Annotated in this window: 28 protein-coding genes and 1 pseudogene; 17 read left to right on the top strand and 12 right to left on the bottom strand. The window is 70.8% G+C overall.

The features are described 5' to 3' along the window. Nucleotides 1-47: 47 nt before the first annotated feature. Nucleotides 48-207: pseudogene (locus tag BFF78_RS46300) on the top strand (DnaB-like helicase C-terminal domain-containing protein); the annotation flags it as partial. Nucleotides 208-233: 26 nt separating this feature from the next. Here BFF78_RS46300 and BFF78_RS22140 read toward each other — a convergent pair. Continuing rightward, nucleotides 234-1736, bottom strand: a complete 1503-nt coding sequence (locus tag BFF78_RS22140; protein ID WP_069779980.1) for a helix-turn-helix domain-containing protein — start codon at nt 1734-1736, stop codon at nt 234-236. Between the two features lie 280 nt (nt 1737-2016). Here BFF78_RS22140 and BFF78_RS22135 point away from each other — a divergent pair, with 280 nt between their 5' ends. From BFF78_RS22135 to BFF78_RS22085, 10 genes are all read left to right on the top strand, one after another. Beyond that, the gene (locus BFF78_RS22135; RefSeq protein ID WP_069779979.1) at nt 2017-2583 is read left to right on the top strand and encodes a hypothetical protein; all 567 of its coding nucleotides are present in this window, start codon (nt 2017-2019) and stop codon (nt 2581-2583) included. A gap of 862 nt (nt 2584-3445) precedes the next feature. Continuing rightward, a complete protein-coding gene (locus BFF78_RS22130) occupies nt 3446-3676 on the top strand; it encodes a hypothetical protein (RefSeq protein WP_069779978.1) in 231 nt (76 codons plus the stop codon). Then, entirely contained in the window at nt 3654-4166 is a 513-nt protein-coding gene (locus BFF78_RS22125; RefSeq protein ID WP_193433515.1) for a DUF6879 family protein, read from the top strand. The genes BFF78_RS22130 and BFF78_RS22125 overlap by 23 nt, the downstream gene beginning before the upstream one ends. Nucleotides 4167-4194: 28 nt before the next feature. Then, nucleotides 4195-5040 carry a helix-turn-helix domain-containing protein gene (locus tag BFF78_RS22120; protein ID WP_069779977.1) on the top strand — a complete coding sequence of 282 codons (846 nt, stop codon included), beginning with the start codon at nt 4195-4197 and terminating at the stop codon, nt 5038-5040. A gap of 95 nt (nt 5041-5135) precedes the next feature. Then, entirely contained in the window at nt 5136-5522 is a 387-nt protein-coding gene (locus BFF78_RS22115; RefSeq protein ID WP_227025901.1) for a hypothetical protein, read from the top strand. Beyond that, entirely contained in the window at nt 5519-5965 is a 447-nt protein-coding gene (locus BFF78_RS22110) for an NUDIX hydrolase (protein WP_227025900.1), read from the top strand. Before BFF78_RS22115 ends, BFF78_RS22110 begins: the two co-directional genes overlap by 4 nt. Before the next feature lie 481 nt (nt 5966-6446). Continuing rightward, entirely contained in the window at nt 6447-7247 is an 801-nt protein-coding gene (gene dapF, locus BFF78_RS22100) for a diaminopimelate epimerase (RefSeq protein WP_069779974.1), read from the top strand. Further along, the gene (locus tag BFF78_RS22095) at nt 7244-8335 is read left to right on the top strand and encodes a D-alanine--D-alanine ligase family protein (RefSeq protein WP_069779973.1); all 1092 of its coding nucleotides are present in this window, start codon (nt 7244-7246) and stop codon (nt 8333-8335) included. The genes dapF and BFF78_RS22095 overlap by 4 nt, the downstream gene beginning before the upstream one ends. A 36-nt stretch (nt 8336-8371) precedes the next feature. Further along, nucleotides 8372-8896, top strand: a complete 525-nt coding sequence (locus BFF78_RS22090) for a C39 family peptidase (RefSeq protein WP_069779972.1) — start codon at nt 8372-8374, stop codon at nt 8894-8896. Further along, on the top strand, nt 8896-9258 hold the full coding sequence (locus tag BFF78_RS22085) for a glutamate ligase domain-containing protein (protein ID WP_107440875.1): 363 nt from the start codon (nt 8896-8898) through the stop codon (nt 9256-9258). The genes BFF78_RS22090 and BFF78_RS22085 overlap by 1 nt, the downstream gene beginning before the upstream one ends. A gap of 399 nt (nt 9259-9657) precedes the next feature. Here the strand turns inward: BFF78_RS22085 and BFF78_RS22080 are convergent, their stop codons facing one another. The 4 genes from BFF78_RS22080 to BFF78_RS22065 all read right to left on the bottom strand — a co-directional run bounded on the left by BFF78_RS22080 (nt 9658) and on the right by BFF78_RS22065 (nt 13185). After that, nucleotides 9658-10968, bottom strand: coding sequence for a hypothetical protein (locus BFF78_RS22080; RefSeq protein ID WP_069779971.1), 1311 nt, complete (start codon nt 10966-10968; stop codon nt 9658-9660). Nucleotides 10969-11074: 106 nt separating this feature from the next. Beyond that, entirely contained in the window at nt 11075-11572 is a 498-nt protein-coding gene (locus tag BFF78_RS22075; RefSeq protein WP_069779970.1) for a SigE family RNA polymerase sigma factor, read from the bottom strand. Nucleotides 11573-11785: 213 nt separating this feature from the next. Next, on the bottom strand, nt 11786-12064 hold the full coding sequence (locus tag BFF78_RS22070; RefSeq protein ID WP_069783730.1) for an SHOCT domain-containing protein: 279 nt from the start codon (nt 12062-12064) through the stop codon (nt 11786-11788). Nucleotides 12065-12294: 230 nt separating this feature from the next. Continuing rightward, a complete protein-coding gene (locus tag BFF78_RS22065) occupies nt 12295-13185 on the bottom strand; it encodes a LysR family transcriptional regulator (RefSeq protein WP_069779969.1) in 891 nt (296 codons plus the stop codon). A 279-nt stretch (nt 13186-13464) separates the two neighbouring features. Between BFF78_RS22065 and BFF78_RS22060 the strand changes: the two genes are divergently transcribed. Beyond that, the gene (locus BFF78_RS22060) at nt 13465-14694 is read left to right on the top strand and encodes a serine hydrolase domain-containing protein (protein WP_069779968.1); all 1230 of its coding nucleotides are present in this window, start codon (nt 13465-13467) and stop codon (nt 14692-14694) included. Between the two features lie 254 nt (nt 14695-14948). Here the strand turns inward: BFF78_RS22060 and BFF78_RS22055 are convergent, their stop codons facing one another. Genes BFF78_RS22055 through BFF78_RS48340 form a run of 5 tightly spaced genes read right to left on the bottom strand, consistent with a single transcriptional unit; the run spans nt 14949 to nt 21257 of the window. After that, nucleotides 14949-16724 carry a copper resistance CopC/CopD family protein gene (locus tag BFF78_RS22055; protein WP_079161425.1) on the bottom strand — a complete coding sequence of 592 codons (1776 nt, stop codon included), beginning with the start codon at nt 16722-16724 and terminating at the stop codon, nt 14949-14951. Between the two features lie 55 nt (nt 16725-16779). After that, the gene (locus BFF78_RS22050; protein WP_069779967.1) at nt 16780-17550 is read right to left on the bottom strand and encodes an SDR family NAD(P)-dependent oxidoreductase; all 771 of its coding nucleotides are present in this window, start codon (nt 17548-17550) and stop codon (nt 16780-16782) included. Then, complete coding sequence (locus BFF78_RS22045; RefSeq protein ID WP_069783728.1) at nt 17547-18020, bottom strand: cupin domain-containing protein; 474 nt, start codon at nt 18018-18020, stop codon at nt 17547-17549. Before BFF78_RS22045 ends, BFF78_RS22050 begins: the two co-directional genes overlap by 4 nt. A 2-nt stretch (nt 18021-18022) precedes the next feature. After that, a complete protein-coding gene (locus BFF78_RS22040; protein ID WP_069779966.1) occupies nt 18023-18613 on the bottom strand; it encodes a GNAT family N-acetyltransferase in 591 nt (196 codons plus the stop codon). Then, nucleotides 18603-21257, bottom strand: a complete 2655-nt coding sequence (locus BFF78_RS48340; protein WP_227026151.1) for a penicillin acylase family protein — start codon at nt 21255-21257, stop codon at nt 18603-18605. Before BFF78_RS48340 ends, BFF78_RS22040 begins: the two co-directional genes overlap by 11 nt. A 143-nt stretch (nt 21258-21400) precedes the next feature. Between BFF78_RS48340 and BFF78_RS22025 the strand changes: the two genes are divergently transcribed. The 3 genes from BFF78_RS22025 (at nt 21401) to BFF78_RS47405 (ending at nt 23219) form a co-directional block, all read left to right on the top strand. Continuing rightward, the gene (locus BFF78_RS22025; RefSeq protein WP_069779965.1) at nt 21401-22003 is read left to right on the top strand and encodes an HhH-GPD-type base excision DNA repair protein; all 603 of its coding nucleotides are present in this window, start codon (nt 21401-21403) and stop codon (nt 22001-22003) included. 102 nt (nt 22004-22105) lie between these two features. Beyond that, nucleotides 22106-22774, top strand: coding sequence for an HdeD family acid-resistance protein (locus BFF78_RS22020; protein ID WP_069779964.1), 669 nt, complete (start codon nt 22106-22108; stop codon nt 22772-22774). Nucleotides 22775-22871: 97 nt separating this feature from the next. Next, nucleotides 22872-23219 carry a hypothetical protein gene (locus BFF78_RS47405; RefSeq protein WP_193433514.1) on the top strand — a complete coding sequence of 116 codons (348 nt, stop codon included), beginning with the start codon at nt 22872-22874 and terminating at the stop codon, nt 23217-23219. A 67-nt stretch (nt 23220-23286) separates the two neighbouring features. On the opposite strand, the gene BFF78_RS46945 is transcribed toward BFF78_RS47405, so the two are convergent. Further along, complete coding sequence (locus BFF78_RS46945; RefSeq protein ID WP_069779963.1) at nt 23287-23559, bottom strand: hypothetical protein; 273 nt, start codon at nt 23557-23559, stop codon at nt 23287-23289. 113 nt (nt 23560-23672) lie between these two features. Between BFF78_RS46945 and BFF78_RS22005 the strand changes: the two genes are divergently transcribed. Together BFF78_RS22005 and BFF78_RS22000 are read left to right on the top strand one after the other, a co-directional pair. Continuing rightward, on the top strand, nt 23673-23969 hold the full coding sequence (locus BFF78_RS22005; protein WP_004943146.1) for a type II toxin-antitoxin system VapB family antitoxin: 297 nt from the start codon (nt 23673-23675) through the stop codon (nt 23967-23969). 105 nt (nt 23970-24074) lie between these two features. Further along, complete coding sequence (locus BFF78_RS22000; RefSeq protein WP_227025899.1) at nt 24075-24704, top strand: LytR C-terminal domain-containing protein; 630 nt, start codon at nt 24075-24077, stop codon at nt 24702-24704. A 103-nt stretch (nt 24705-24807) separates the two neighbouring features. Here the strand turns inward: BFF78_RS22000 and upp are convergent, their stop codons facing one another. Beyond that, nucleotides 24808-25443, bottom strand: coding sequence for a uracil phosphoribosyltransferase (upp, locus tag BFF78_RS21995; RefSeq protein ID WP_069783726.1), 636 nt, complete (start codon nt 25441-25443; stop codon nt 24808-24810). Nucleotides 25444-25481 lie beyond the last annotated feature (38 nt).

The raw sequence follows: 25481 nt of genomic DNA, 5'->3' as shown, positions 1-25481 counted from the left end.
GAGCGCAACGAACGACTCCGTCCGTCGGCGCTGACCGGCCGAATCGGGCGGTCATCCTGCTCCACCGCGAGGACACCTACGAGAAGGACTCGCCCCGCGCCGGCGAGGCTGAACTGATCGTTTCCAAGCACCAGCACGGTCCCACTGTCACCATCACCTCCCCTTGCAGGCCACTACTCCCGCTTCGTCGACATGGCGCAGAGATAGCGGGGACCCGCTGCTCACAGCTTGGATCACAACGCATCCGGTTGCCAGATCACGTGATCCGGATAGATATGTGCTGTCGGCGACAGACGGTACGTCCCGCTGCTCGTGTCCGCGGGCAGCACCCAGCCGACGCCCTGGTACGCGTAGGGCACGCCGATGGCGCGGGCGACGGAACACCGCTTCGTGTCGGTGATCCGGGTCTGACCCCCCGCCACTGTCATCACTTCGGTGCCCGGCCAGCCCGGGCAGGACCGGAAGGTTCCCGCCTGGACGTACTGAAGCCGGATCTTGAGGGTTGATGCCGCACTACTCACATTGGTGATCTTGAGTGCGAAGGAGACCTGGGCAGCTTGGACACGCGCGCACACCCGCCACACGACACCGGCGGGGCCCTGGACTGGCGGTCCGCATCGGCTGTCCTCGCCCAGCGTCCCCTTCTCGACGTCGGCTCCTTGAATGAGCGGTGCTGTGGTGGGGACAGCTGAGGGCTGAAGGCTGGGCAGCGGCCAGGTGACGGGGTGGCCACTCTGCGTTCCGGTCACGTCGGGGAATTCCTGCCACCCATCGGGAACGTCAGCCTGCCCCGCCCTGGCTGCCGTGGCTGCCTGCCAGGACGTTCCGGGGCGATCGGGTGTGGTGCGTACGGAGCAAGTCGCGGCTTGGCCAGCCTGCAAGGTTACGGTGCACCGGTGGGGAGGTACATCGGGTCGGTAGGTGTTGCCGTCGGTGAGCCATACGAAGACGGTGTACGTGCCGGACTGCAGGGCGACGACGCTGCTGGCGAGTTCCAGCTGGCCATTGACCACGCGGACGCAAGGGTTTGCACGCAGCGGGGCGTGCGCGAGAGTGACCACCCCCCGGCATCCTCCCGCCGCGTCGCTTCCCGCCGCGCCGCCCTCGATCCTTGCCGGTGCCCGGGCGGGCCCGAACATCCCTGTCCCCACCATCCCTGCGACCGCGAGCAGGACAAGAGCCATCACGCCGACAGCCGCAACCCACCATCTCCGTGACGAGGGCTTGTCCGGCCTTACGGCTGTCTCGCCGCCTGGCTGCTGCGGCACCCGGACCGGGAACGGCTCGCGGCTGCCGCCCGATGCAGCGGCTGACGGCTGGTCAGAGGTCACATCGCCCGCGCTTCCCGCACCATCACCGGCGGGGGCAACGGTGTCGGCGGGTGCCCGCGATGGCGTCTCCGGCCTTCGCGGCCCCGATCCCTGCTTCTGGGACACTCTCGCCAAGCGCCGCCACTCCTGCCATTGCGCGAGCTCATCCTCACCGACGCCGAAGATGTCGGCCAACGCAGCCAGGACGCTCGGCTGGGGCAGCTCGGTGCGAACTGGGTCCAGGTAGCGACTCAGCGAAGACTTGCTCACCCCACGCGCGCCCGGCCCAAGGGCGTCCCTGAGCTTCGCTTCGACACGGTCGTACGCCAGCAGGGATTCCCGCATCCGCGCACTCAACGCTTCCACGAGCAGGTCTCTCGGAGCCGACACACTCTGCCTGCCGCTCACGTCCTGCTCGTGGCCCACGTCTTCCTCTCCCAACGCCGTCCCATTTCTCATCCCAGTGGTGGTGTTTCCGCAGCTCACGGCACCTGCCAAAGCATGGGACAAGGCTGGGACGCGGTTGGGAGAAGTCGCCGGCGGAATCGCTGGAGTCACGCCTGGCCGATTGCCCACCATGGATTCCGCGACCCACCGAGGCCGCCAACTCCCCGCCCTGCACGACTGCTTGGCTTTGCCATGCCCGGCAGAGCGTAGCGGAGCAGCACACCAGGACCAGACCACCCACTTGCCGAAAGGAAGCCCCATGCGCAGCACCGCAACCCGACTGATGCGAGCCATCGCGCTCGCCGGCGTAGCCCTGGCCTCTACCACCGGACTGGCCGCGGAGCCCGCTCACGCGTCCACCCCCGAGTACGGACGCGTCTGCATGTTCAACCGAACGAAGGCGGTTGGGACCCTGGGCCACGTTGGGTGGGCCATCAAGGTCCGCGGCCAGAAGGACCACTACTTCTTCGGGGCGACGGAGGACCCCGGGCAGACGTGGTACGCCGGCGGCACCTGGGCACAGGTGTACAGCACCTTCAAGCGGCACCCCTTCCACGGTCACGTTCTCACCTACAACCGCTACCGCTGTGTCACCACCCGCGACGGTGACGTCACCGCGGCACTGCGCGCCTACGTCCGCACCAAGCCGGGCTACAACCTCTTCACGAACAACTGCCTCACGAAGTCCCTGTCCATCATCAAGGCGTACAGTCGCGTGCTCGCGAACGACAGGCGCCTCGTCCCCGGCGACTACACCGCTCCGAACTACTACTTCGCAGCCGTACTGAACACTGATCACTGGGAGCGGATCCACCCGGTCCGCTGACACCGACCGATGCATCTCAGAGCGCCCGAGAACGGACGGTGCTCATGCTGCGATGCGCATCCTGCGACGGCGACGGCGAGTGCCGTGACTGCCAGGGCACCGGAGAGCACAGAGGCGGCTCCAGTCCGCGGAAGTGCGACACCTGCGGCGGGAACGGCCTGTGCCGGGCATGCGGCGGCAAAGGATCAACGCCCAGCGGGTGACGAGGTGCGACCAGAACTCCATCCAAGATCACTTCGTCCTGCGGGGCGAATCACCTGATGATTGAAGGGATCTCTCATGGCTCGTTGCAAGGCATGCCCGGACAGGAAGGGCGAATGCCGCAGATGTAAGGGCACCGGCAAGGTGGACGGCTTCCTGCAGCCCAAGAAGTGCGACACCTGCGGCGGAGACGGCAGGTGCAGCGGCTGTAACGGCTCCGGCTACACCAGCGGCTGGTAGCAGCTCACGAACTGGGCGCCGTCTCGCGGGCCTGGGCGGTTCTTGGCCGCCCAGGCCCGTGCCGCTTGGCGGTGGTTTCCTCAACGAGGGCGGACGAGTCCTTGGATTACGCGTGGCCTTGCGGCTGCGGCCAGCCGATGCATCGCTACGGGACCGGAGCCTCCGGTCCCGCCTGCCGATCCCGCCTCATCACCTCGTAGACCTGACCACCGTGGCCTTGGCGACGGCCTTACGCACGTGGGCATCGACAAGGCCAGGGCTACCAGAAGCCGCGACGACCACCGTCCCGTGCGGACGGCCGCCTGCCTGACGACGCTACGGCGCTCGGTTCCTGGCAAGTTTGGGCAAGTTCCTGGCTCGACAGCCCAGTCGCGGGCAAGCTCTGGCACAAACATCGTTACCGGCACCCGAGGAGGTCATCATGGCCCTGATCAAGCTCGGTAAGGACCCCGAGAGCCCCAGCGGCGGCTCCCCCACCGTCTACCTCGACGACGAGAAGGACACCTACCTCGTGCAGGGGTGGAAGGTGGAAGACTCCGAGCGACTCGGGCAGATGGACATCCCCGGACACGAGACGGTGGTGGAGATCCCCCGGCGCATGGTGCAGTTCTTCCAGGAGGTGAAGCAGCGTGACGAGGACCCCGACGTTTGAGGAGCTGTTCCGCGACTGCCAACGGACCGCTGTTCACCTGGAGATGCGCGACGCCTACATGAAGTCAGACCCGGCCTTCATCGACTGGAAGGCCGGTGTGGTTCTCGATCCGGCCGAACGCTGGGCCGACTGGCACGCCATCGTCACGGAGGCGACCTCGCGAGGCGTCGAGGTCCGACGCGCCCGCGTCGTCTCGACACCGGTCAGCGAGTACATCCGGTTCGAATACGACGTGACGGACGGGCTGAACATCGCCGCCGGCGAAGGCGTGCGCTGGCTCTCACGGCGAGGGGCAACCGACCTCGCCCTTCCGGGCAACGACTTCTGGCTGTTCGACTCCCACCTCGTCCTCGTCAACCACTTCGACGGCGAGGGCGAGAACATGGAGGTCGAACTCACGGAAGACCCGGAGGTGGCGAAGCTCTGCGAATCTGCCTTCGAGGCCGTGTGGAAGCGGGCAACGCCGCACGCAGAATTCGAGCTGGCCTGACAGTCCGAACAGCACCGCCAACACTGACATGACATCGCCGTCTTCGAGCGTCCAGGAAGCCCGCAAGGCCCTCGGACAGCGCCTGGCCGAGATCCGGCAAGGAGCCGGTCTCACCAAGCGGGCGCTGGCCCAGAGCCTGGGCTGGCATGAGTCGAAGGCATCGCGCTTCGAGAGCGGCTCCCGGGCCCCCTCGGAGCGCGACCTTCGCGATTGGTGTTCCGCGTGCGGCGCGGAGGGTGAGGCCGAGGACCTCATCTCGACGGCCCGCGGAATTGAGGGCATGTACGTCGAGTGGCGAAAAATGGAGCGCCACGGCCTCAAGTGGGCTCAGGAGTCGGTGGTCCCCCTATGGGAGCGCACCGAGCGTTTCCGCATTTACTCCCCCTGGCTCATCCCTGGCCCCGTGCAGACAGCCTCATACATCACCGCACTTCTCACCTCCATACGTGACCGCCGAGGACTCATCGACGATGTGCCGGCGGCCGTCAAGGTGCGGGTGGAGAAGCAACAGGTCGTCTACGGGAAACGAAAGTTCGCCATCATCCTGGAAGAAAGCGTTCTGCGGTACCGCATCGGCGGCACGGACGTGATGGCAGGCCAACTCGGCTATCTCCTCAGCGTCATGGCACTGCCCTCGGTGAGCATCGGCATCATCCCCCAGGACGCTGACCGTTCGGGCCTCTGGCCCGTCGAAGGGTTCTTCCTCTACGACGAAGAGTTGGTGAACGTCGAACTGATCTCGGCACACCTCACGGTCGTCCAGAAGCACGAACTTGCCATGTATGCCAAGACCTTCGGCGAGCTGGCTGAACTTGCCGTCTACGGCGCCGATGCGCGGGAAATCATCACCGCTGCCATCGAATCTCTAGGGTGAACGCCTGGCAAGTTCGGGCACACTCGTGGAGCTATATCGCCGCCCCTTCCTAGCTTTATTGGCACGGCAGAAAGCGTGCTCCGGAGGGGCCAGTGATGACTTTGGCAAATACGGGCAAGGCGACGGAGTCGGCCGAGGAATCCGAGGCCGAGAAATCACCCATCGACATCGAGGCAATCTCCTCGCACACGGATGTCGTCCTCGGCCTGCCTATGGGCACGACGACTCGTGCGGTGATGGACCGGCACTTGCCGGGGATTGCCAAGGAGCTGAACCGTCTGCTCGGCGAGGACTTGGGCGCCGACGACGACAGCGATGTGCGGAAGCTCGTCCGCGAGGGGACCAGGCTGATCGACCTCACGAACCGGCCAAACGCCGAAACACCCACGTTCGGGACCTACATCTACCTCCGCAACGTAGCCCTTCTGACGCGGCGGCTGATGTGGATCTACACCGAGCGGAACGGGCTGAGTGCGCCGTGAGCGTCAGAGAAGACCAGATCATCCGGGAGCTTTCCCACTACATCCACGACCACCCTGCCGAGCAGATGGCCTTGATGCCCGTCTATGACGCGGCAGTCGACCACTCGCGACGCCGAGCCTGCACCCACGACCGGCGCTGCCCCCTCGTGATGGCGGGCGCCGTCGTCGTTGACGAACGCAACCGCGTCCTGTGCCTGCGACACGAGGCTGGCTACGCGCTTGCGGAGGCTGAGCCGGAGGCCGAGGACGACTCCCTGAGCGAGGCGGCCCTCCGCCTGCTGGCCGAGCAGGTCGGCATCCGGGACGTATGGACGCAGCCCGGCGCCGAAAGCCCCTTCCTCGTCGACGTGCCAGGCCAGGGCAGCACCGGTACGGACCTCGCCTCCGGGTGGGCATCCGCTATCTCTTCCGGGCCCACTCGGGCGCGGTCTTCCCCTCAATGATCGAAACGGGTGCGGCGGCCTGGGTGCCTCTTGCCGAGATCGGCATCCGGTCAGTCCGCAGCCGCGTGGAACGCCACCTGATCGGAACCCGATGAGCCCTCGAAACCAGCAACTCGCCTACGTGGTATGCCTCGTCGCCATCGGCGGCTCCCTTCTGCTGGGCACCTGGAGAGGCTGAATGTACGAGCGCCGAACCGAGGAGCAGCCGTCCATACCGCCCCCGCCTGTCGGGACAGTGCCAGCCGTCCGGCCCCCGACTGATGTCCGCGTTGGCGACTTCGTCCTCCTGGACGGCAGGTACGAGCGGGTCCAGGACATGAGGGCAGCCGGCGGCGCCTCGGCCCGCATTCTGCACTTCGCCGGACGCACCCCGCTGATCATGCGAGAGGCCCGGACCACCTACCGGCCTCTCGAACGCCGCTGATCGCACCCCGCTCAGACAGCACACCACCATTCACCTCACCACGCGAGGAGCACTGTCATGCGCTTTCGCAAGATGCACGGTGCAGGAAACGACTTCGTCCTGCTCTGCGACCCCTCCCCGGACGACGACATGGACTGGCCCAAGGAGGCGGAGCGCCTGTGCGCCAGGCGTATCGGCGTCGGCGCGGATGGGCTCGTGATCAGCCGACTGGTCAGCAAGGACCCCGCCGTCCTCGAAGTCACCTGCTTCAACTCGGACGGCTCGCTCGCAACGATGTGCGGCAACGCCCTGCGATGCTCCGCCTGGGCCGCGCACCGCGATCACGGCTTCCAGCAGATGAGTCTCCGCATGGCCGGAGTGGAGCACGAGGCGGTCGTCTCAGATGACTCCGTGTGGGTCACGGCCGAGGTGGGAGAGATCCTCCCCCGGCGCTTACAGACGACCATCAACGGCAGGCCGACCTGGTTCGACAGCGCCCACACCGGCACGGAACACGTCGTGGCCATCGTGGACGACGTGGAGGCCATCGATGCGGTGATCGTCGGGCGCCTCGTCCGTCACCACGCCGGCCTTGCCCCGCTGGGCACGAACGTCAACTTCGTTCAATCCGCCGGCAGCCAGGCGCTGAAGATCCGCACCTACGAACGCGGCGTCGAGGCGGAAACCCTGTCATGCGGAAGCGGGGCAGTCGCAGCCGCAGTCATCGCCACCATGCGCGGGCTGGTCGCACGCCGCGCCGTCACGGTCCACAACCGCGCCGGAGAGCCGCTCACGGTCCGGCCACACGACGCCCGGCCGAACCGGACTCAGTGGGTCGGCGGGCCGGTCACCAACACCTTCGAAGGGGTACTCGCATGACTCTCTTCCTCAGCCCCAGCTCCGACCTCGCGGTGCAGAAGGCCGCCGAGGAGCTTCGACAGTGGGGGCAGAGCCGCCAGGGCCTCGGCGTCGCTCTGATCTACGGGCCCGTGTCCGCCGAGGACAGGCTCTACCACTCGAAGTGCCCCGTCGAACAGCGATCCGTCACCGCCCTGGCCGAGGCGCTGGAGGAGATCGGCGCCCGCTGGAAAGTGCTGGACCCGTGCGAACCGGACTTCATCATGGATCTGGTCGGGTACGACGTGGCCCTCTCGAACCTACATGGCCCGTACGGCGAGGACGGCCGGTTGCAGGGTCTCCTCGACTACCTTCGCGTGCCGTACTGTGGCAGCGGGGTCGGGGCATCCGCGGTGGCCGCCGACAAGATCCTCTGCAAGCGGGTGATGCTGACCCTCGGCGTCCCCACGCCCGGCTGGCACGTCTGGACCGGCGGACCAGCGACCTGGAACGGGCGCCCGGTGATGGTCAAGCCACCCTTCGGCGGGTCCAGCGTGGGCATGAGCCTCGTACGCGATCCGGCGGACCTCCCCGGGGCCCTGGCGGACGCTGCCGGCGAGGAGGGTGCGGCCGTTCTCGTAGAGGAGTACGTGAGCGGCATGCCACTGACGGTGGGGCTGCTGGAGCTGCCAGGCGGCTCCGTCATTGCCTTCCCTCCGCTGGCCACCGAGGCCACCGAGGCCGAGTTCTACGACGCCGACACGAAGCTCGACGTGGACTCCAGGGGGACCGTAACCGTACGCGCCGCCGAGCTGGCTCCCGACGTGCTGGACAAGATCACCGGTGACGTCCGGACACTGTGGGACGGGATCGGGCTGCACGGCTCAGCCCGCATCGACTTCATCCTCACCGAGGACGGCGAGCCGTACGTGCTGGAGGTCAACAGCACACCGGGCATGTCCCGCGACAGCAACTTCGCGGTCGGGGCGGCGATGGTCGGACTCACGCACACGGACGTCGTTTTGGCCATGCTGCACGAGGCCCTGGCCCGGCCGCCCTACGATGTCCCCCTGACCACTCCTGTGTTCTCCAGCACCACACTGACACGGGAGGCTGCCGTCTCCCCGTAGGAGCCTGCCGCTGTGCCGTGCGTCCACGAAGTCCCCATGTGCCGACAGCTCATCACCCCCGCCGAGTGGGATCTGCACGGCGGATGGGCACTGGGAGACAGGATCGAATGGTCCAACCGGGCGTGCGGCCTGGCATCGCTGAGAATGATCCTGCTCGCCTACGGGCACGAGGCGCCCACGGTGACGGAACTCCTGAAACTCGCGGTTAAGCACGAGGTTCTGACCCCGCGGGGAGCACTTCACGCGGGGATCGCGCGCCTGGCGACCGACCTGGGAGTGCCCTCTGCCGCAGAGCCCGTGCCCGTCGAAGAACTGCTCGGCCGGCTCGGCGACGCGCCGCTCATCGTGTCCGTGACCGAGCAGTTCCCCGAGGACGGCCGCTCGGGCGGCCACCTCGTCATCCTTCGCGGCTACGAGGACGGCCCCGATCCGACGATCCTCTTCCGGGACCCGTCGGCGTGGGGCCAGACACACGATCGAGTCACGCTCAGCCGCCTGTCCCATTCCTACGCCGGCCGCGCGATCACCTTCGCGCCCCTGACCCCCAACGGAGAATCTTGATGACCGAGGCCGACGGCGACACGACCGAGGCCGCAGGCGGCCGGAGGATCGCCGTACTCGGAGAGATGTTAGAGCTGGGCGACCAGGCCGTTGAAGCCCACCGAGAGATCGGGCGCTTCGCGGCAGAGGTCGGCGTCGATCTCGTCGTGGCGGTCGGAGGGGACCTCGCCAAGCAGCTCGCCCTTGCGGCGGGCGCAGCAGGGGTCCCGGAGATTGCGCTGGTGGGCGACAACGCCACCGCTGCCTCCTACCTCGGCTCCATCCTCCGCCCCGATGACGTTGTTCTCGTCAAGGCCAGCCGCGGCGGCCAGCTCTGGCAGATCGCCCAAGCGCTCACCGGACAGGCCGTTACGGGCCTGTGAGCCGAGTCGGCATGGATTCGCCGGGTGGATCAAGGTCCGCCTCCGGTTGCAGTTCTGGTTGCATTCACCCCCGTCCGGCCCCGTCCACCGCCTGTCCAGCGCCCCACTCCGCCGCAGGTCAGAACGCTCCTGATCGCTCCCGAACCTCCAGACGAACATTTGGAAAGCGTGTTGGGGGCAACCCCTCACGAGTTCGAATCTCGTATCCTCCGCCAGCCCAGAGGGCCGGACCGCGAAAGTGGTCCGGCCCTCTGGCGTTCGTCCGGCTCAGTTCGGGTCTCGGTCGGTTCCCCGGGCCGCCCCGGCGCCTTCCGGAGGGCGTCTCCTACTTGCCGGGCGACCGCGCGGAGCATGACTCCCGTCACATGCGGGTACCGGGTGCGCGTCCGCGTCGGATGCTCAGTCCGCGAAGAACCGCCTGTCGAGCGTGGTGCTCAGCAGCTGGGTCATGCTCAGTGCCGGCCGGGGGCGTGTCACCGGAGCGCTCTCGGCGTACGAGTTGACCTCCCGGACCACCACCCGGCGGCCGTCCGGATACAGGGTGTCGACCAGCCACACCTGGGCCGCCCCGCCCTTCTCCGAGGGGCCCTGGACCTTTTTGACCTGCGTGCCGTCGGCCAGTGTCGTGGCCTCGCAGTGACCGGAGACACCGGCGCAGCCCATGTGCCCGGCCAAGTCGGCGGTCATGGCGTACTGCGCGTCGGCCTCGACCATGTTCTTCCCGTGGCCGTCGTCGTAGACCAGCTGAACCATGCCGTCACCGGCGTTCAGGTCGGAGACGGTCCCGCCCCGGGGCAGGTGTGACGTCAGCACCCGGGTCAAGCGTGCGCCGGGTACGTGCTTGGACGGGGTGGTGGAAGGGGCTCCCTCCGGGGCCGGCAGCGCGGTGATGGCCTTGTTCCACGCCGGGCTGCGCACGATCGAGGTCAGCTGGGCGACGGACAGCAGCGGAGCGGCTCCACTGGACGATCCCTTCTCGTCGCCACCGCCGAACTCCTCCACCGTCAGCTGCACCCTGTCAGCGGTGGTCAGTACCACGTACCAGCGCTTCTGCCCGGTGTCGCCGTTGGGGTACGTGAAGGACTTGGTGGTGTTGAGCACCGCGCCCCCGGGGAGCTTCTCGGTCGTGCACCTGTCGTAGGGGCGCACCTCCACCGGCAGGCAACCGCCCTCACCTTGCTGGTCGGCGGGGATGCCGGGATCCAGCCGGGTGAGGGTGACGTCGATGCCGGAGGACCCCTGCGGGGTGGAGTAGGTGAGCTTCGCCGCCGGCCAGACGACGGGCGGGCCGGCCTGGGACGCCCTGCCCGATGCCGCGGAGACGGTCCCGCCGGACGGCAGCAGGCTCTCGAGCGTGCGGATCATCTCGTCACCGCTGATCGACGAGGGCGCCCGGGAAGGCGGCTGCTCGGCGGAGCGCACGGGGGCGCCGGCCCGCTGCTGATCCGGGGTGCCGGCACCATGGCTGCCGAAAGCGCTCGTGGCCATCAGGGTGCCGCCCGCCGCGACGACCGCGACGGCCGTGACGGCGATGCGGGTCGCGGCGAACAACCGCATGCGGCGGCCCCGGGCCACGGACCGCTTTACCAGGTCGGCGGAGTGGGGCGGGAACTCACCGGTGGCGCGGCTCATGGCGCGGGTCACCCGGGTCTCGAGTTCCTTGTCGTCCGTGTTGCCCTTGTTGTCCTTGTTGTCCTTGTCGGGGGACATGGTGGCTTTCCGTTCTTCTGGGTTCCGGGGCGTTCTAGGGCGTCGTCAAAGCGCTGGGAGTCGTCACGGCATCGTCACGGCGCCCGGCGTCGTCAGGCCGTACTCGTCATGCGGCCAGGTCGGCCAGCTCGGCGCCGAGCAGGGCGCGCAGCCGTTGCAGAGCGCGCATGCTCCGGGCCCGGACAGCTCCCGGCGACAGCTTGAGGACCTGAGAGGTCTCCTCCACCGAGCGGTCCTCCCAGTAACGGAGCACCAGCACCGCGCGGTCCTTGGCCGTCAGCTGCGCCAGGCCGTCGAGCAAGGCCATCCGCAGCTCCGCGTCCGGCGCGGGCCCTGCCGTCTCGGGCAGGGCGTCGCTGGGGCGCTCGGTGGAACTGCGCCGGCGGCGCTGGGAGATGTAGGTGCGCACCAGCACCGTGTCGGCATAGGCCACCGGGGAGCCCGCCCGGCTGACCCGCCGCCAGGAGCGGTACATCTTGGCGAGGGTTTCCTGAACCAGGTCCTCGGCGAGGTGCCAGTCACCTGTGAGCAGACAGGCCGTCCGGAACAGAGGCCCGCTGCGGGCGACTGCGAACTCCAGGTAGTCCGCGGGTGCTTCCCTCACCGTGTTTGTCCTTTCGTGACCGGACGTCACCTCTTACACGCGGTGAGGGTGCTTCCGCGTTACGCCCCGGCGGCGGTCGTCCGAGTGCGGTGCGGGCTTCCGCGGCCGCCGGTTCCTTCGCTCACTTGGTGACGTCCAGCTCCGCGTACATGCCGGACGCGGCCGCCGCCGCAATGGCGACCGCCGACCACTCCGTTCGGCGGTGATACGGGGTCACCGGTGCTCCCGGAGCACCGTGAGCCGGCGTTCGTACTCGTCCTCGTCGATCTCCCCGCGGGCGAACCGCTCGGCGAGCAGGCTCTCGGCTCGTCGGTCCTGCCAGCCGCCGTCGCCGGACGGTGGAGGCGAGCCGGGCTGCTGGTGGTGTCGCGTACCGCCGAGGTAGCGAACCATCGCGACGAGGCCGACGATCAGGACGGCCCAGAACAGCACCATGAAGACGGTCATGAGGAACCAGCCGCCCCAGCCCCATCCGCCGTCGTACCACATCATGCCGATCACTTCCCTCGGCCCGCGGCTACGTCGATGCCGTCAGTGCGTCAGTGCGTCAGTGCGTCAGTGCGTCAGTGCGTCAGTGCGTCAGTGCGTCAGTGCGTCAGTGCGTCAGTGCGTCAGTGCGTCAGTGCCAGGATGGGTCAGTGAGGCTGCGGTCGCGCTGAGCCATAGGTCCCCGGCGCAGGGCCCAAGGACCCCACGCCGCCGTTCTCGGCATCGGCCGAGGGTCACTCGTTGCCGGCGAGGTCGCGGAGGACGTCGACGAAGGCCAGGACGGACGGCGCCTGCCCGGCAGTGCGCCGCAGGACGCCATAGTCCAGGGTCGGCGCGTCCCGGAAGGGGACGAAGGCGATGCCAGGACGATCGTGGTAGCGCGCCGCGCGGGCGGCCACGACCGAGACGCCGAGGCCGGCGGCGACCAGCGGGAGTACCTCGGGCCAGAAGATGTAGGTCGGACCGCGCGGGACGAGGCGGCCCATGGGCGTGTGGGTCGGCAGATGGACGTCCAGCAGGGCTTTGGAGATGTTCCCGCCCGGCATGATCAGCGGTACGTCGCCCAGGTCCTCCAGCGACACGCTGTCGCGGCGCGAGAGCGGATGGCCGGCCGGGACCATCAACGCCCGGGGCTCGCGGAACAGGACGGGCCCGGCTGCGATGCCGGGCTCCAGGGCGGGCAGCTCGCTCACCTGCAGGTCCAGCGCGCCACGCCGCAGCAGGTCGTGCGGATCGTCGAACTGGATCTCCTGGACCTGCACGATGCAGTCGGGGTGCCGGTCCCGGAAGACCTCGGCGGCCTTGAAGACCAGATCGGCACACCAGGGGGTGGAGTAGCCGACGTGCAGAGAACCGGTGACGCCCTGCGTCTTGGCGACGGCCCGGTCGACGGCCTGCTGGATCTGGATGTACGCCGGCAGCAGGTCCTCGCGGAACTGCTTGCCGAGCGGGGTGAGCCGGACCGTGCGGGAGGTGCGCTCGAACAGCGGCGCGCCGATGCGCCGTTCCTGCTTCTTGATGGCGTGACTGACCCGGGACGGGGTGATGTGCAGCCGCTCGGCGGTGCGTCCGAAGTGCAGCTCCTCCGCCAGCGTCAGAAAGATCTGGATCTCACGCAGCTCCATGCCCCCTCCTGATCGTGAACCTAGCGGTCAACGCTGCGTTGACACAAGGCGCATCGGTGACCCGCCGGGCAACGCTGCCTTGCGCACTTCGCCGTTGTTCGCGCCGGCACTGCCCGGCCACGCTGATGCCATGCGCTCCTGTGGGGTGAGCCGGCGCGAGGGCACGAACTCGCCGCCGCAGGAGGGAGTCCCGACGGCCGAGCTCCGGCTCGCCGAGGCCCTGGGTGCCACGCCGGGACGGGGCGCGCAGATCGAACACCGTATGCAAGGAGATTCTTGATGGGACTGAGCAACAGCGGCTTCTCCGAAGCGGGTTTGCGCAGACTGCGCGAGGTGCTGGCACGGCATGTGGACTCCGGGAAGATTCCCGGACTCGTGGCGCTGTTCAGCCGGGGCGAGGAGACGTACGTCGAAGCGCTCGGGACGATGCGTCATGACGGTGGCGCGCCGATGCGCCGCGACACGATCTTCCGGATGGCCTCGACGTCCAAGCCGGTCACGGTCGCGGCGGCGATGATCCTGCTGGACGAGTGCAGACTGCGGCTGGACGACCCGGTGGAGCCGTGGCTGCCGGAACTCGCCGACCGGCAGGTGCTGAAGCGGATCGACGGCCCGCTGGACGACACCGTGCCGGCGCGGCGGCCGATCACCGTGCGGGACGTGCTGACCTCCACGTTCGGGCTCGGCATGGATATGACGTCGCTGGGCACCCCGATCATGAACGCGGTCTTCGAGCAGGGCCTCACGCCCAATCTGCCGGAGCCGATGCCCGAGCCGGACGAGTGGATGCGCCGCCTGGCCACGCTCCCGCTGATGTACCAGCCCGGAGAGCGCTGGCAGTACCAGATCAGCAGCGATCTCCTCGGCGTGCTCGTCGCCCGGGTCACGGGCCAGTCGTTCGAGACGTTCCTGCGCGAACGTGTCTTCGGCCCCCTGGGCATGAAGGACACCGGTTTCCACGTACCCGCCGACAAGATCGACCGGCTGCCGACCTTCTACACCCCCGACCCGAAGACCGGGGAGTTCCACGTGTACGACGAGGCCGCGGGGGGACGCCACAGCCGGCCTCCGGCGTTCCAGGACGGCGGCGGCGGTCTGGTCTCCACCGTCGACGACTACCACGCCTACTTCCGGATGCTGCTGAACGGCGGGACGTACGGCGGCGAACGGATCCTGTCCCGGCCCGCTGTCGAGCTGATGACCACCAACCGCCTGACGCCCGAGCAGAACGCCGCCCGCACCGCCCTGGCCCGCGACAACGTCCATGTGTCGTTCGGCCAGGGGCAGCACGGCGGTTGGGGCATGGGGATGGCGGTGCGCACCTACCGCGGCGACTACGCGTCCGTCGGCCAGTTCGGCTGGGACGGCGGAAGCGGCACCTCGACCTACGCCGACCCCGGCAACCAGCTCACCGGAATCCTGCTCACCCAGGTCGGGATGTCCACCCCCGATTCGGCGCGGCTCATCCACGACTTCTGGACCACGCTCTACCAGGCCGTCGACGACTGACCCGAGCCGGCGTGCCCACCAGGTCGGATCGCCCGAGGGAGTGCTCGGCGATTCCGTGAGCGGATCGGTGGGCGAGGCGCTCGGCCACGGGTGGATGCGACTCGACTGCCCCGGGACTGTGGACCCGAGACGACCTTCGACCCGTCATGAGCATCCCGATCCGCCGCGAGGTCTACGACGTGGTCGAAGCCGGCGGCCATCTCGTCATCGGTCTCGACCAGGGCCTCATGGCGCTGAAGCTCACCGGCTGACGGCTACCGCGTCACCCGCACCGGTGCCGACACCGTCACCTGGTCCAGTTCCGACAGCCTGATCGTCACCTTCATCGTCCAGGTCCCCGGCAGGGGGAGGGCGAAGGAGTCGGCGCCCCAGTAGCCGCCCCGGTCGGTGACCCTGGTGTCCAGGGGGCCGATCTTCTGGGCTCCCAGGGTCAGGGTGACGCGGAGTTCGGGGACCGTGGACAGGCCGCCGTCGGGGCCGTAGACCACGGCCTGGACGGAGGTGCGGCCGACACGGCCCGGGTCCAGGGTGATCTGGACCTTGCCGTGGCCGCCGGGGGTGCCGACGTCGAAGGGGATCGTGGTGACGGAGGCCGTGGGGATGCCGGTCGCCGGTGCCTCGGCCGGCGCCGCCTCGGTGGCCGCGCGGCCGGGCACCGTGCTGGTCAGCAGGGTCGTCAGGGCCAGGACCACCGCGGCGACGGCCGCCTCCGCCAGCACCGAGCGGCGCAGCAGGTGGAAGGGCGGCTGCGGGGGCGGGGCCGGGGGTTCCGGGGGCAGCGGGGGGCCTCCGGCCGGTTCGGGGACGCGGGCGGCTTCGGGGACGCGGGCTACGGCGGACCGGGGCCGTGCGGTCAGGCGGGTCGTCCAGGTGCGGGAGCAGGCCGCCGCCAGCAGGAGCGCGGTGACCGCCGCCAGTTTGGCCAGCAGGGTGCGGCCGTACGCCGTGTCCGTGAGCGCCTGCCAGGAACCGAGGCCCCGCCAGGACTGGTAGACGCCGGTCAGGACCAGGACCGTCACCGAGGCGCCGGCCAGGCGGGAGAAGCGGGCCACGGTGGCCGTACTGGTGCGCCCGAGCGTGCGCAGGAGGCACGCCAGGCCGCCCAGCCAGGCGGCCATGGCCAGCAGATGGAGGGTGCCGGAGGCGATGGCCAGGGGGACCTGGATGCCCGCCGAGGCGTGTTCGGCCGCCGTCCAGGTCAGGGCGAGGGGGAGGGAAAGGGCCGCGGCCACGGTGAGCGTCGTACGGCGCGGGAGCCTTCTGCGGCGGGCCCGCAGCAGCGCCACGCCGGCGGCGGACAGGAGCAGCAGCGCCAGGCGGGCGAGCAGGAGCGCACCGGGCCGGGTCGTGGCCGTGTGGGTCAGGGAGCCCGGGGAGAGCACGGGTGAGGTGCCCTCCTCGTAGGGGGCGCGCAGGAGGTACAGCGCGGCCGTCGTGCCGAGGAGGGTCCAGGCGGCGGCCAGGACGGGGGTGCGCAGGGGGGCCGCCGTCGGCGGGCGGCAGTACGCCACGAACGCCGCCGTGCCGAGGAGGAGGGCCACGGAGAGGTAGGCGAGGTAGCGGGCGATGTTGTACAGGGCCGCCGTGACGGGGTTCTCCGTGCGGTCGGGGACGGGGCGCGCGGTGGTCGCCGTGCGCTTGCCGACCGAGAAGGTGAGCGCGCCGGACACCGGGTGGCTGTCCGCCGACACCACCCGCCAGGCGACCGTGTAGGTGCCGGTGGCGAGCCGGGCGGGGAGGGGGACGCGGGCCGTGTCCGAGCGGCCGGGGGCGTGGTCGGCGGGGCCGGTGCGCAGACGGTGGTTGTGGGGGTCGTAGACGCGGAAGGAGTCGGTGAGCAGGCCGACCGATTCGCTGAAGGTCAGGGTGACGTGCCGGGGGGCCGTGCGCAGGACACCTCCGTCGGGCGGGTCGGTCGTGCGCAGGGCCGCGTGGGCCGAGGCCGGGGCCGCCGTTCCGAGCAGGACGAGGAAGAGGCCCGCGCAGAGGACGGTCAGCCGCCCGGGCCATCGGTGTCGGTGGTGCTGCACCTCGTCCCCTCCCTTGCCGTCGTCCCCTTACGTACGCGGGGATCCGCCGCGTTGCTCACCAGGTCGGTCGGGCCGAGACGCCGCCGTCCACGGTCAGGTCGTGGCCGGTGATCCAGCGCGCGAGCGGCGAGGCGAGGAACACACAGGCGTCGGCCACGTCCTCGGGGCGGCCCAGGCGGCCGGTCGGGGCGGCGGCCAGCCAGCGGCGTACGCCGTCCGGCCAGGCCTCCGCCAGGCCCGCCCGGTCGATCAGGCCGGGCGAGACGGTGTTGACGCGGATGCCGTCCGGCCCGTACTCGAGGGCGGCGGCGCGGGCGTGCATGACCACCGCCGCCTTGGCCGCGCTGTAGTGGGCGTGGCCGGGGGCGGGCTGGGCGGCCTCGATGGAGGCGATGTGGGTGACGGTGCCGCCGCCGTGCGCCCGCATATGGTCCGCCGCGGCCTGGGTGCAGGCGAAGACGCTGGTGAGGTCGGTGTCGACGACCGTGCGCCACTCGGCCGCCGTCATGCCGGGCAGGGGCTGGACGGGCTGGACGGCCGCGTTGTTGACGAGGGCGGTGAGCCGGCCGCCGGACCAGTCCGTCACCTCCCGGACCAGGCGGTGGCAGGCCTCCTCGTCCGTCAGATCCGCCCGGAGTACGACGGCCTCGCCGCCCGACTCCCGGATCCGGGCCGCCACTTGCTCCGCCGCGTCCACCGCCGTACGGCAGTGCACGGCCACCGCCGCGCCCTCCTCGGCGAAACGCACGGCGATGGCGCGGCCGATGCCGCCGCCCGCGCCGGTCACCAGGGCGGTCTGTCCGTCGAGCAGGTGCAGCGAGGTCATGGGCGGCACAGTTCCGCGATCCGGGCGGCCTCGGCCGGATAACGCGCCGTCAGGTCGGCGGCGTTCCCGTGTTCGTAGTCCTCGTAGGTGAATCCGGGAGCCATCGTGCAGCCGAAGAACGTCCACGCGCCCCCGGGTGCCACCCGTGCGCCCATCCAGGTGCGGGCGGGCACGGTCAGCTGGACGTGCTGGCCGGTCAGCGGGGCGGGGCCGAGGACGGCGGTGCGGGTGGTGCCGTCCTCGGCGAGCAGCAGCAGCTGGAGCGGGTCGCCGAGGTAGAAGTGCCAGATCTCGTCGGTGGGCAGCCGGTGCAGCGCGGAGAAGTCGTCCGCGGTGAGCAGGGCGACGATGGCGGAGCCCTCCGGGCGGCCGTCGGACCGCTGCGGCCCCGCCCAGGTTGGCCGGAACAGGCCGCCCTCGCGCGGGATGGGTTCGAGGCCGTAGTGGGCGATCAGATCGTCCGGCGTCAGCGTCACGCGGGGAAGGCTACCGCGCGCTCCAGGAAGGCGAGTTGGGCGTGCTTCTCCGGCAGGTACACGTCCGGGATGTCCACCTCGGGCAGCACGACCGCGGGGCCGCGCACGAAGCCCTGGCGTTCGAAGCGGGCGATCGCCCTGGTGTTGCGTACGTCCGGGTCGACCACGAGCCGGCGCCGGTCCGGGACCCGCAGCGCGTACGTCGTCATGGCCGTCAGCAGCGCCGAAGTCCAGCCGGGGCGGGGGCCGTCGGGGCCGGCGGGGGCGAGGAGTACGTGCACCCCGAGGTCGCCGGGAAGGACGTCGTAGCACTCGCCGACCCGGTCCGCGGCCGGCTCGTACGTCTGGAGCAGGGCGGCCGGTGTGCCGTCCTTGGTGACGAGGTGGGCGTGATGGGTGTCGAGGCCGGCCATGTGGGCGTAGATGCCGGCGACCTCGTCCCGGGTGAGGCCGTTCATGCCCCAGAAGACGGCGCGTTCCTCGCTCACCCAGCCGTGTACGACGTCCGCGTCGGACGCCGGGTCGAGGGGGCGGATGCGGACGGTGCCGAAGCCGGCGATGTGCTGGTCGTAGAGGTCAGCGGTCACGGGTTTCCTCGGGGCGCTCGGCGTGCTCGGGGTGCTCGGGGTGCTCGCGGGTCAGCAGGGTCCAGTCGGTGACGATCGGGGCCAGTTCTCCCCTGAGCCACAAGGGGAGTTGGTCGCGGTGGTGCGGGGCGCCGGGGACGCCGTCGGCACCGAGGGGGACCACCCAGCGGCTGTTCTGCCGGTCGGCCAGGTCCCAGACGTACCGGGCGGCCGGGCCGCGGGCCGCGCGGTCGGTGAGGCCGGGGACGGCGGAGGTGCACAGCACGCAGTCGTGGTCTCCCGCGAGTCCGGGTTCCCGCTCCCCCTCCGGTTCCGGGAGGGCGCGCCAGGGGGTGAGGCGGTGGCTGTCGGACCAGGTGCCGGCCGGGGGTTCGGCGGCCACCTCCTCCAGGGCCGCGCGTACGGTGGCCGGGCGGTCGATGCCGTACAACTCCTCGGCGCGCAGCAGGTGTTCGAGGGCGAGGCCGATGCGCGGGACGAGGGCCAGCCAGGGCTGCAGGACCTCCGGGTAGGCCGGGGGCGCGGTGAGCGGGGCGAGCACCGGCTGCGCGGCGAGCCGGCGTACGACCGCGCCGCGCACCGCCGCGTAGGCGGCCGCGTCGGTGCTGTCGGCGTCCATACGGCGGTTCCAGGCGAGCAGGCGGTCGCGCAGCCGGGCCGCCTCGGGGGTGAGGCCGTCGAGGGCGGCGAGGTGGTCGAGGAGGGGGGCGGCCGAGGCGAGGTGGGTGTCGGTGTGGATCGCGGGCATGCCGTCGGCGGTCCAGGTGGGGTGCGCGTCGAGGAGGGCGCGGATACGGGCGGCGCGGTGCGGTGCGGCGAACTCGACGCCGAGGGGGGTGGCGAGGCCGCGCTGGTTGGCCATCACCGCGGTGCCGTCCACGGGGGCGTACGGCATCTCGTGCCAGCCCTGCCAGTCGTGGCCGGGCTGCCAGGCGGGGACCGGGTGGAGGCGGTTGGCCTTCGCGCGCAGCGGTACGCGGCCGGCGACGCGGTGGAGCAGGCCGCCCTGGGTGTCGGCGGCCTGTACGACGTTGACGGGCTCGGTCCAGGCGTCCAGGGCTCGGTCGACGTCCTGGACCGTGCGGGCCCTCAGGAGGGGGAGGAGGGCGCTGAAGCCGAGGTCTTCTGTGACGCGGGGTGGATAGCGCAGCGCAAACGCCTCGGCTTCGCCTTGGAGAGGCATCGGGTTCCCACCCGCACCACCCGTACCACTTTCGTCGTCGACTGCGGGTGGCCCCTGTGGGGCGTTCTCACCGCCGGCGGCCTGCGGGTCGCCCACCCGCCTGAGCCGCGCACACGGATCAGTCGCCCCGGCGAGAAGACCCAGCGGTTCGTCCTCGGCGTCGACGGCCTGCGGCGCAGCCGCCCCGGCGGGTGGCCCCTGTGGGACGTTCTCACCGCCGGCGGCCTGCGGGTCGCCCGCCCGGGCAAGTGGCGCACGCGGATCAGCCGCCCGGGCGAGAGGACGCTGCGGGCCGTCCTCCCCATCGGCGACCAGCGGGGCAGCCGCCCCGGCGAGTGGGCCCAGCGAGCCATCCTCACCGCCGACGGCCCGCGGGTCGCCCGCCCGGGCGAGTGGCGCACGTGGATCGGCCGCCCCGGCGAGTCGACCCTGCGGGCCGTCCTCCCCGTCGGTCGCCCTCGTGAGTGGGCCCAACGGTTCGTGCTCGGTGTCGGTGGAAGGTGGGGCGGAGGGCGTGGTTTCCGCGTCCAGGCCCTCCGGGCCGCCCGCGATCACCGGGCCCCGTTCCGTCTCGATCAGTTCGATCTCGATCGGTGGCTCCCCCGCGATCTCCACGATCTCCGTGTGCCGTGCGGCGCGGTGCCACCGGCCGTCCGGGCCGAGGGCCTGGACGCCCGCGCCGGTGCGGCGCAGGCGTTCGCGGTAGAGGTCCTGGTAGTCGGCCATGGCGTTGGTGATGGCCCAGGCGGCCGTGCCGGTGTGGCCGAAGTGGGCGATGCCGGGGACGCCGGGGACGGCGAGGCCGACGACGTCGAACTCGGGGCAGGAGAGGCGGATCTGCTGGTAGACGCCGGGCTCCTCGATGAAGCGGTGCGGGTCGCCGGCGATCAGGGCCTGGCCGGTGGCCGTACGCCCGCCCGAGACCAGCCAGCCGTTGCTGCCGGCCGTGCCGGGACCGTCGGTGGCGAACAGGCCGACGGCCTCGGGGCCCAGGTGCCGTATCGCCTGCTCGCGCCAGAGCTTGGCCGGGAAGCCGGCGAAGAGGATGTGCGTGGCCAGCCAGACGCCGAGCGGGGTCCAGGGGTGCCAGGGGGCCGGGGTGAGACCGGTGCGGGCGAATTCGGGCGCCCGGCGGGCACCGGCCGGCAGGCCCTCGTTGACGCCGTCGACGTACGCGCGGACCCAGCCGGCCGTCTCGGGGTCCCGGCGTTCCAGCGCGGCGAAGCAGCGGCGGGCCGTGTCGTCGAGGCGGGCCCGGCGGGCGAGGACGTCCCAGGAGAGGGCGCCCGCGCCGAGGAAGGAGGCCGAGGTGCCCTGGGAGCGGTGGCGTTCGACCTCCAGTTGCCAGGCGCGGTCGAGGGCGGTCACCCGGCCCTGGGCGCGGGCCAGTTCGAGGACGCTGGAGGCCCGCAGATGGGGGATGCCCCAGGCGTCGCGGTACGTCTCGATGTACGTCTCCATGGTCACCTGGGCAGCCTCTTTTCTTAGGTTAGCCTTGCCTAAATTTCTCCCTGGTGAGGAATCGTACGCGACGTACGACGACCGGCGTCCCCGACCGGCATCCCCCGGCTGCGACGGACACGCCGGCGGGCGACCATCGACGCATGGACGTCACCGTGCACCTCGCCCAGGACCGCGACGCCGACGCGCTGCTCGGTCGGTCCCCGCTCGCCGCGCTCACCGGGATGCTGCTCGACCAGCAGGTCCCGATGGAGTGGGCGTTCAAGGGGCCCCGGACCATCGCCGACCGGCTCGGCACCGAGGACCTCGACGCGCACGATATCGCCGCGATGGACCCGGAGGCCTTCGCCGCGCTGCTCGCCGAGAAGCCGGCCGTGCACCGCTACCCGGGCTCGATGGCCAAGCGCATCCAGCAGCTGTGCCAGTACCTCGCCGAGCACTACGCCGGGGACGCGGAGGCGGTTTGGCGGGGCGTGCAGACCGGTTCGGAGCTGCTGAAACGGCTTGAGGACCTGCCCGGGTTCGGCAAGCAGAAGGCACAGATCTTCCTCGCGCTGCTCGGCAAGCAACTCGGGGTCACGCCCGATGGCTGGCGGGAGGCCGCGGGGGCGTACGGCGAGCGCGAGTCCTTCCGGTCGGTGGCCGACATCACGGGGCCTCGGTCACTGGCGAAGGTGCGGGCCCACAAGCAGGAGATGAAGGCAGCGGCCAAGGCGGCCAAGGGCTCCGGCAAGCCGGGCCGGTGACCGTGGCGGCACGTGCGGTGTGCCGTCGGCCCCGCCCGGGGCGCTTCACCCGGCCAGCCCTCCCCGATGGCACGCCCGCCCCCGCCGCCCACAGCATGAACCATGACCGAGGCACCGAACAGTGGTCCCGGCTGGGACCGTGAGTACGACGACCGGAACGTCCATGGGACACCGCCCCCGGGCGTGCGGCACGAGCCCGAGCCACCGTTCGAGGGGCCCCTGCACGCCCTGTCCAAGGCGGCCTGGCAGGTGGTCCTGGGCACCGGGATCGCCTCGCTGCTCCTCGGCGTCCTGGTGCTCGTCTGGCCCAGCGCCTCCCTGCTCGCCGCCGGCGTCCTCTTCGGCCTCTACCTCGTGATCAGCGGCATCTTCCAGCTGGCCGCCGCCTTCGGCACGCACATGGCGACCTCGCTGCGGGTGCTGGCCTTCATCAGCGGCGCCCTGTCGATCCTGCTCGGCCTGTTCTGCTTCCGCGGGCCCATGCAGTCGATCCTGCTGCTCGCCCTGTGGATCGGCATCGGCTGGCTGATCCGCGGAATCACCCAGACGCTGGCCGCCCTGCACGACCCCCGGACGCCCGGAAGGGGCTGGCAGATCTTCCTCGGGGTCCTCACCTTCATCGCCGGGATCGTGCTCATCGACTCGCCGTTCCGGTCGGTCGCCGTACTGACCCTGGTCACCGGCATCTGGCTGGTCGTCGTGGGCATCACCGAGATCGCCACCGCCTTCGGCATCCGGAGCCGGGCCACGGCGATCCCGCGGACGGTATGAACACCGGCGTCAACCGCACGGCCCGCTCGTACGCCGGGCGGGCGGATCTCACCCCCGGCGTGCTGCACACCCCGCACACCCCGGGGATACACCAGCCGTGAGCAGGACCGCGAGCCACACCCGCAGCCGTACCTGGCTGCGGGTGCTCGTGCTGCTCCTCGCGCTGTGGGTGCCCGCCGCCCATGTGCAGGCCCATACGGCCCCCGCGCCGGGCGCGTCCGCCGAGGCCTTCGAGCACGACGCCCCCGACACTCCCGACGCCCCCGGCGTCCCCGACACGCTCGTACGACCGTCCGCCCGCACCGTCCACCGGGCCGATGCGCCCGAGCGCCCCGCGCCCCTTCCCGACCCGGCACCCGCCGCACCGGCGGCCCGCCCGTGCTCCGCCCCGCCGCGGGCGCCGTACCCCCCGTCCCTGCCGCGCACGGTGGTCCTGCGCTGCTGACAGACCCGCCCGCCCCCGCGAACGGTCAGTCAGACGCAAGGAGCAGCACAGCCATGCCCATGGATCCCTATGCCGTCCTGCGCGCCCTGGTGCGCGCGGAGGCCCGTCGTACGACGGCATCCAGGCCGGAGCAGAAGCCGGACCGGAAGGAGGAACCGCGGCGGCGGCCCGAGGAACACTGACCGCCGAACCGGTACCGGCGGGGCGGCCCACCGCCCCGCCGCGCCGTGCCGAAGAGGGAGCGGGTGATCTCCTGCCCGAGCCGGGCACCGCCCGAACGGAGCAGGGACTCGCCGGGGAGTGCCGGGGCGGATTCCGCCGCCGTCCGGCGGTCGCTCATTCGGCCCCACGCTCCCCATAGCGACGTAAATGACCCTTTTGCGGCATCTTTTCAAGCGGCACACTCCGCCGCCATGGCTGCGCCCGGAACGTCTTGACCGGTAGGCTTTCCGTGTGATCTTCAAGCGCATCGGAAACGGCCGGCCGTACCCCGACCACGGCCGGGAAAGCACCCGGCAGTGGGCGGACGTCGCGCCGCGCCCGGTCCGCCTCGATCAGCTCGTGACCACCAAGCAGCAGCTCGATCTCGAGACCCTGCTGGCGGAGGACTCGACGTTCTACGGCGACCTCTTCGCACACGTCGTGAAGTGGCAGGGCGACCTCTATCTGGAGGACGGGCTGCACCGCGCGGTCCGCGCCGCCCTCCAGCAGCGCCAGGTGCTGCACGCACGCGTGCTCGAACTCGACTGACCCGGCGCGACACGACTTTTCGCCCTTGACCCTTTCGGGTTCCGCTGAGCGGCATCGACTGATCATCTAATAGGCAGCGCCGCTCGGGCGCACTACGCTGCGCCCATGAGCATGCTGACTCCCCCCGGCATGGGCGGCCAGTACCGGATCACGGGGGACAAATACCCTCGGATGCGTCCGCCGCGCCGACGCGCCAGGCTCGTGGCCGCCGTGGTGGCGTCCGTCTGCGCGCTCGGCCTCATCGGCTGGGGCTCTCTGCAGCTCATCGACGTCTTCACCGGCGGCAAGAAGGGCACGGTGGCCGGGGCCGAGGTCCGCTGCCGGACCAAGGCCTCACCGGCGGCCCAGGTCAGGACCCTGCCGAAGCCCGACGAGATCACCGTCAACGTCTACAACGCCACCGCGCGCACCGGGCTCGCCAAGGACACCGCGGACGCCCTCAAGAAGCGCGGCTTCAAGATCGGCAACGTGGGCAACGCGAGCGGGCAGTTCGACAAGAAGGTGAAGGGCGCCGGGATACTCCTCGGCCCGGCCTCCGCGCTGAACACCTCACTGCCGGTGCTGGGCACCCAGCTGGCCGACGCCGGGCGCCGCACGGACGGCCGTAAGGGCAGCGACCTCGACCTCGTCCTCGGGGACGCGTTCAAGGGCCTGGCCGACCCGACGGCCGCGGAGCAGGCCCTGACCAAGCTGACCGGGGCCGCCCCGACGGCACCTGCGAAGAAGAGCTGCTGACAGGCGCCCCGCAAGGGGCGCCGGGCCGTACCGGTATGCGGCTGGCGGACGCGTGGGCGCGGGAAACCACGACCACCCGCGGTCGCCGGACGACCGGCAGACGCTATTCAGCCGCTCCGTAGAGCCGATCCCCCGCGTCCCCGAGCCCCGGCACGATGTACCCGTGCTCGTTGAGGTGGTCGTCCACGGCCGCCGTGACGACGGTGACCGGCGTCCCCGCCAGCTCCCGCTCCATCAACTCCACGCCCTCGGGAGCGGCGAGCAGAACCACCGCGGTCACGTCGTCCGCGCCCCGCTTGATCAGTTCCTGGATCGCCGCGACCAGCGTGCCGCCCGTGGCCAGCATCGGGTCCAGGACGTACACCTGGCGGCCCGAGAGGTCCTCCGGCATGCGCGAGGCATAGGTCGAGGCCTGCAGCGTCTCCTCGTTGCGGATCATGCCCAGGAAGCCGACCTCGGCGGTCGGCAGCAGCCGGACCATGCCGTCCAGCATGCCGAGGCCCGCGCGCAGGATCGGCACGACCAGCGGGCGCGGACGGGCGAGCTTGACGCCGGTGGTCCGGGCGACCGGGGTCTGGATGTCGACGGCCTCGGTGCGCACGTCCCGCGTGGCCTCGTAGGCGAGCAGGGTGACCAGTTCGTCGGCGAGCCGGCGGAAGGTCGCGGAGTCGGTGCGCTGGTCGCGCAGCGTGGTGAGCTTGTGGGCGACCAGGGGGTGGTCGACGACGTGGAGACGCATGCCCATAAAGGTACCTGCGCCCGGGACCCCGCAGATGC

The sequence above is a fragment of the Streptomyces fodineus genome (genome assembly GCF_001735805.1).
In the GTDB taxonomy this organism is placed as follows: domain Bacteria; phylum Actinomycetota; class Actinomycetes; order Streptomycetales; family Streptomycetaceae; genus Streptomyces; species Streptomyces fodineus.
The sequence above is the reverse complement of the archived record's forward strand: the minus strand, read 5'-3'. Positions and strand labels throughout refer to the sequence as shown.

Excerpts from the sequence above, each read along its gene's own strand:
- BFF78_RS48340 (WP_227026151.1), bottom strand. The coding sequence starts at position 21,257 with ATGGAGACGTACATCGAGACGTACCGCGACGCCTGGGGCATCCCCCAT.
- BFF78_RS22020 (WP_069779964.1), top strand. The coding sequence starts at position 22,106 with ATGACCGAGGCACCGAACAGTGGTCCCGGCTGGGACCGTGAGTACGAC.
- BFF78_RS22095 (WP_069779973.1), top strand. The coding sequence starts at position 7,244 with ATGACTCTCTTCCTCAGCCCCAGCTCCGACCTCGCGGTGCAGAAGGCC.
- dapF (WP_069779974.1), top strand. The coding sequence starts at position 6,447 with ATGCGCTTTCGCAAGATGCACGGTGCAGGAAACGACTTCGTCCTGCTC.
- BFF78_RS22090 (WP_069779972.1), top strand. The coding sequence starts at position 8,372 with ATGTGCCGACAGCTCATCACCCCCGCCGAGTGGGATCTGCACGGCGGA.
- BFF78_RS22120 (WP_069779977.1), top strand. The coding sequence starts at position 4,195 with ATGACATCGCCGTCTTCGAGCGTCCAGGAAGCCCGCAAGGCCCTCGGA.
- BFF78_RS22130 (WP_069779978.1), top strand. The coding sequence starts at position 3,446 with ATGGCCCTGATCAAGCTCGGTAAGGACCCCGAGAGCCCCAGCGGCGGC.
- BFF78_RS22115 (WP_227025901.1), top strand. The coding sequence starts at position 5,136 with ATGACTTTGGCAAATACGGGCAAGGCGACGGAGTCGGCCGAGGAATCC.
- BFF78_RS22065 (WP_069779969.1), bottom strand. The coding sequence starts at position 13,185 with ATGGAGCTGCGTGAGATCCAGATCTTTCTGACGCTGGCGGAGGAGCTG.
- BFF78_RS22025 (WP_069779965.1), top strand. The coding sequence starts at position 21,401 with ATGGACGTCACCGTGCACCTCGCCCAGGACCGCGACGCCGACGCGCTG.
- BFF78_RS22135 (WP_069779979.1), top strand. The coding sequence starts at position 2,017 with ATGCGCAGCACCGCAACCCGACTGATGCGAGCCATCGCGCTCGCCGGC.
- BFF78_RS22050 (WP_069779967.1), bottom strand. The coding sequence starts at position 17,550 with ATGACCTCGCTGCACCTGCTCGACGGACAGACCGCCCTGGTGACCGGC.
- BFF78_RS46945 (WP_069779963.1), bottom strand. The coding sequence starts at position 23,559 with ATGAGCGACCGCCGGACGGCGGCGGAATCCGCCCCGGCACTCCCCGGC.
- upp (WP_069783726.1), bottom strand. The coding sequence starts at position 25,443 with ATGCGTCTCCACGTCGTCGACCACCCCCTGGTCGCCCACAAGCTCACC.
- BFF78_RS22070 (WP_069783730.1), bottom strand. The coding sequence starts at position 12,064 with ATGATGTGGTACGACGGCGGATGGGGCTGGGGCGGCTGGTTCCTCATG.
- BFF78_RS22085 (WP_107440875.1), top strand. The coding sequence starts at position 8,896 with ATGACCGAGGCCGACGGCGACACGACCGAGGCCGCAGGCGGCCGGAGG.
- BFF78_RS22080 (WP_069779971.1), bottom strand. The coding sequence starts at position 10,968 with ATGTCCCCCGACAAGGACAACAAGGACAACAAGGGCAACACGGACGAC.
- BFF78_RS22060 (WP_069779968.1), top strand. The coding sequence starts at position 13,465 with ATGGGACTGAGCAACAGCGGCTTCTCCGAAGCGGGTTTGCGCAGACTG.
- BFF78_RS22000 (WP_227025899.1), top strand. The coding sequence starts at position 24,075 with ATGAGCATGCTGACTCCCCCCGGCATGGGCGGCCAGTACCGGATCACG.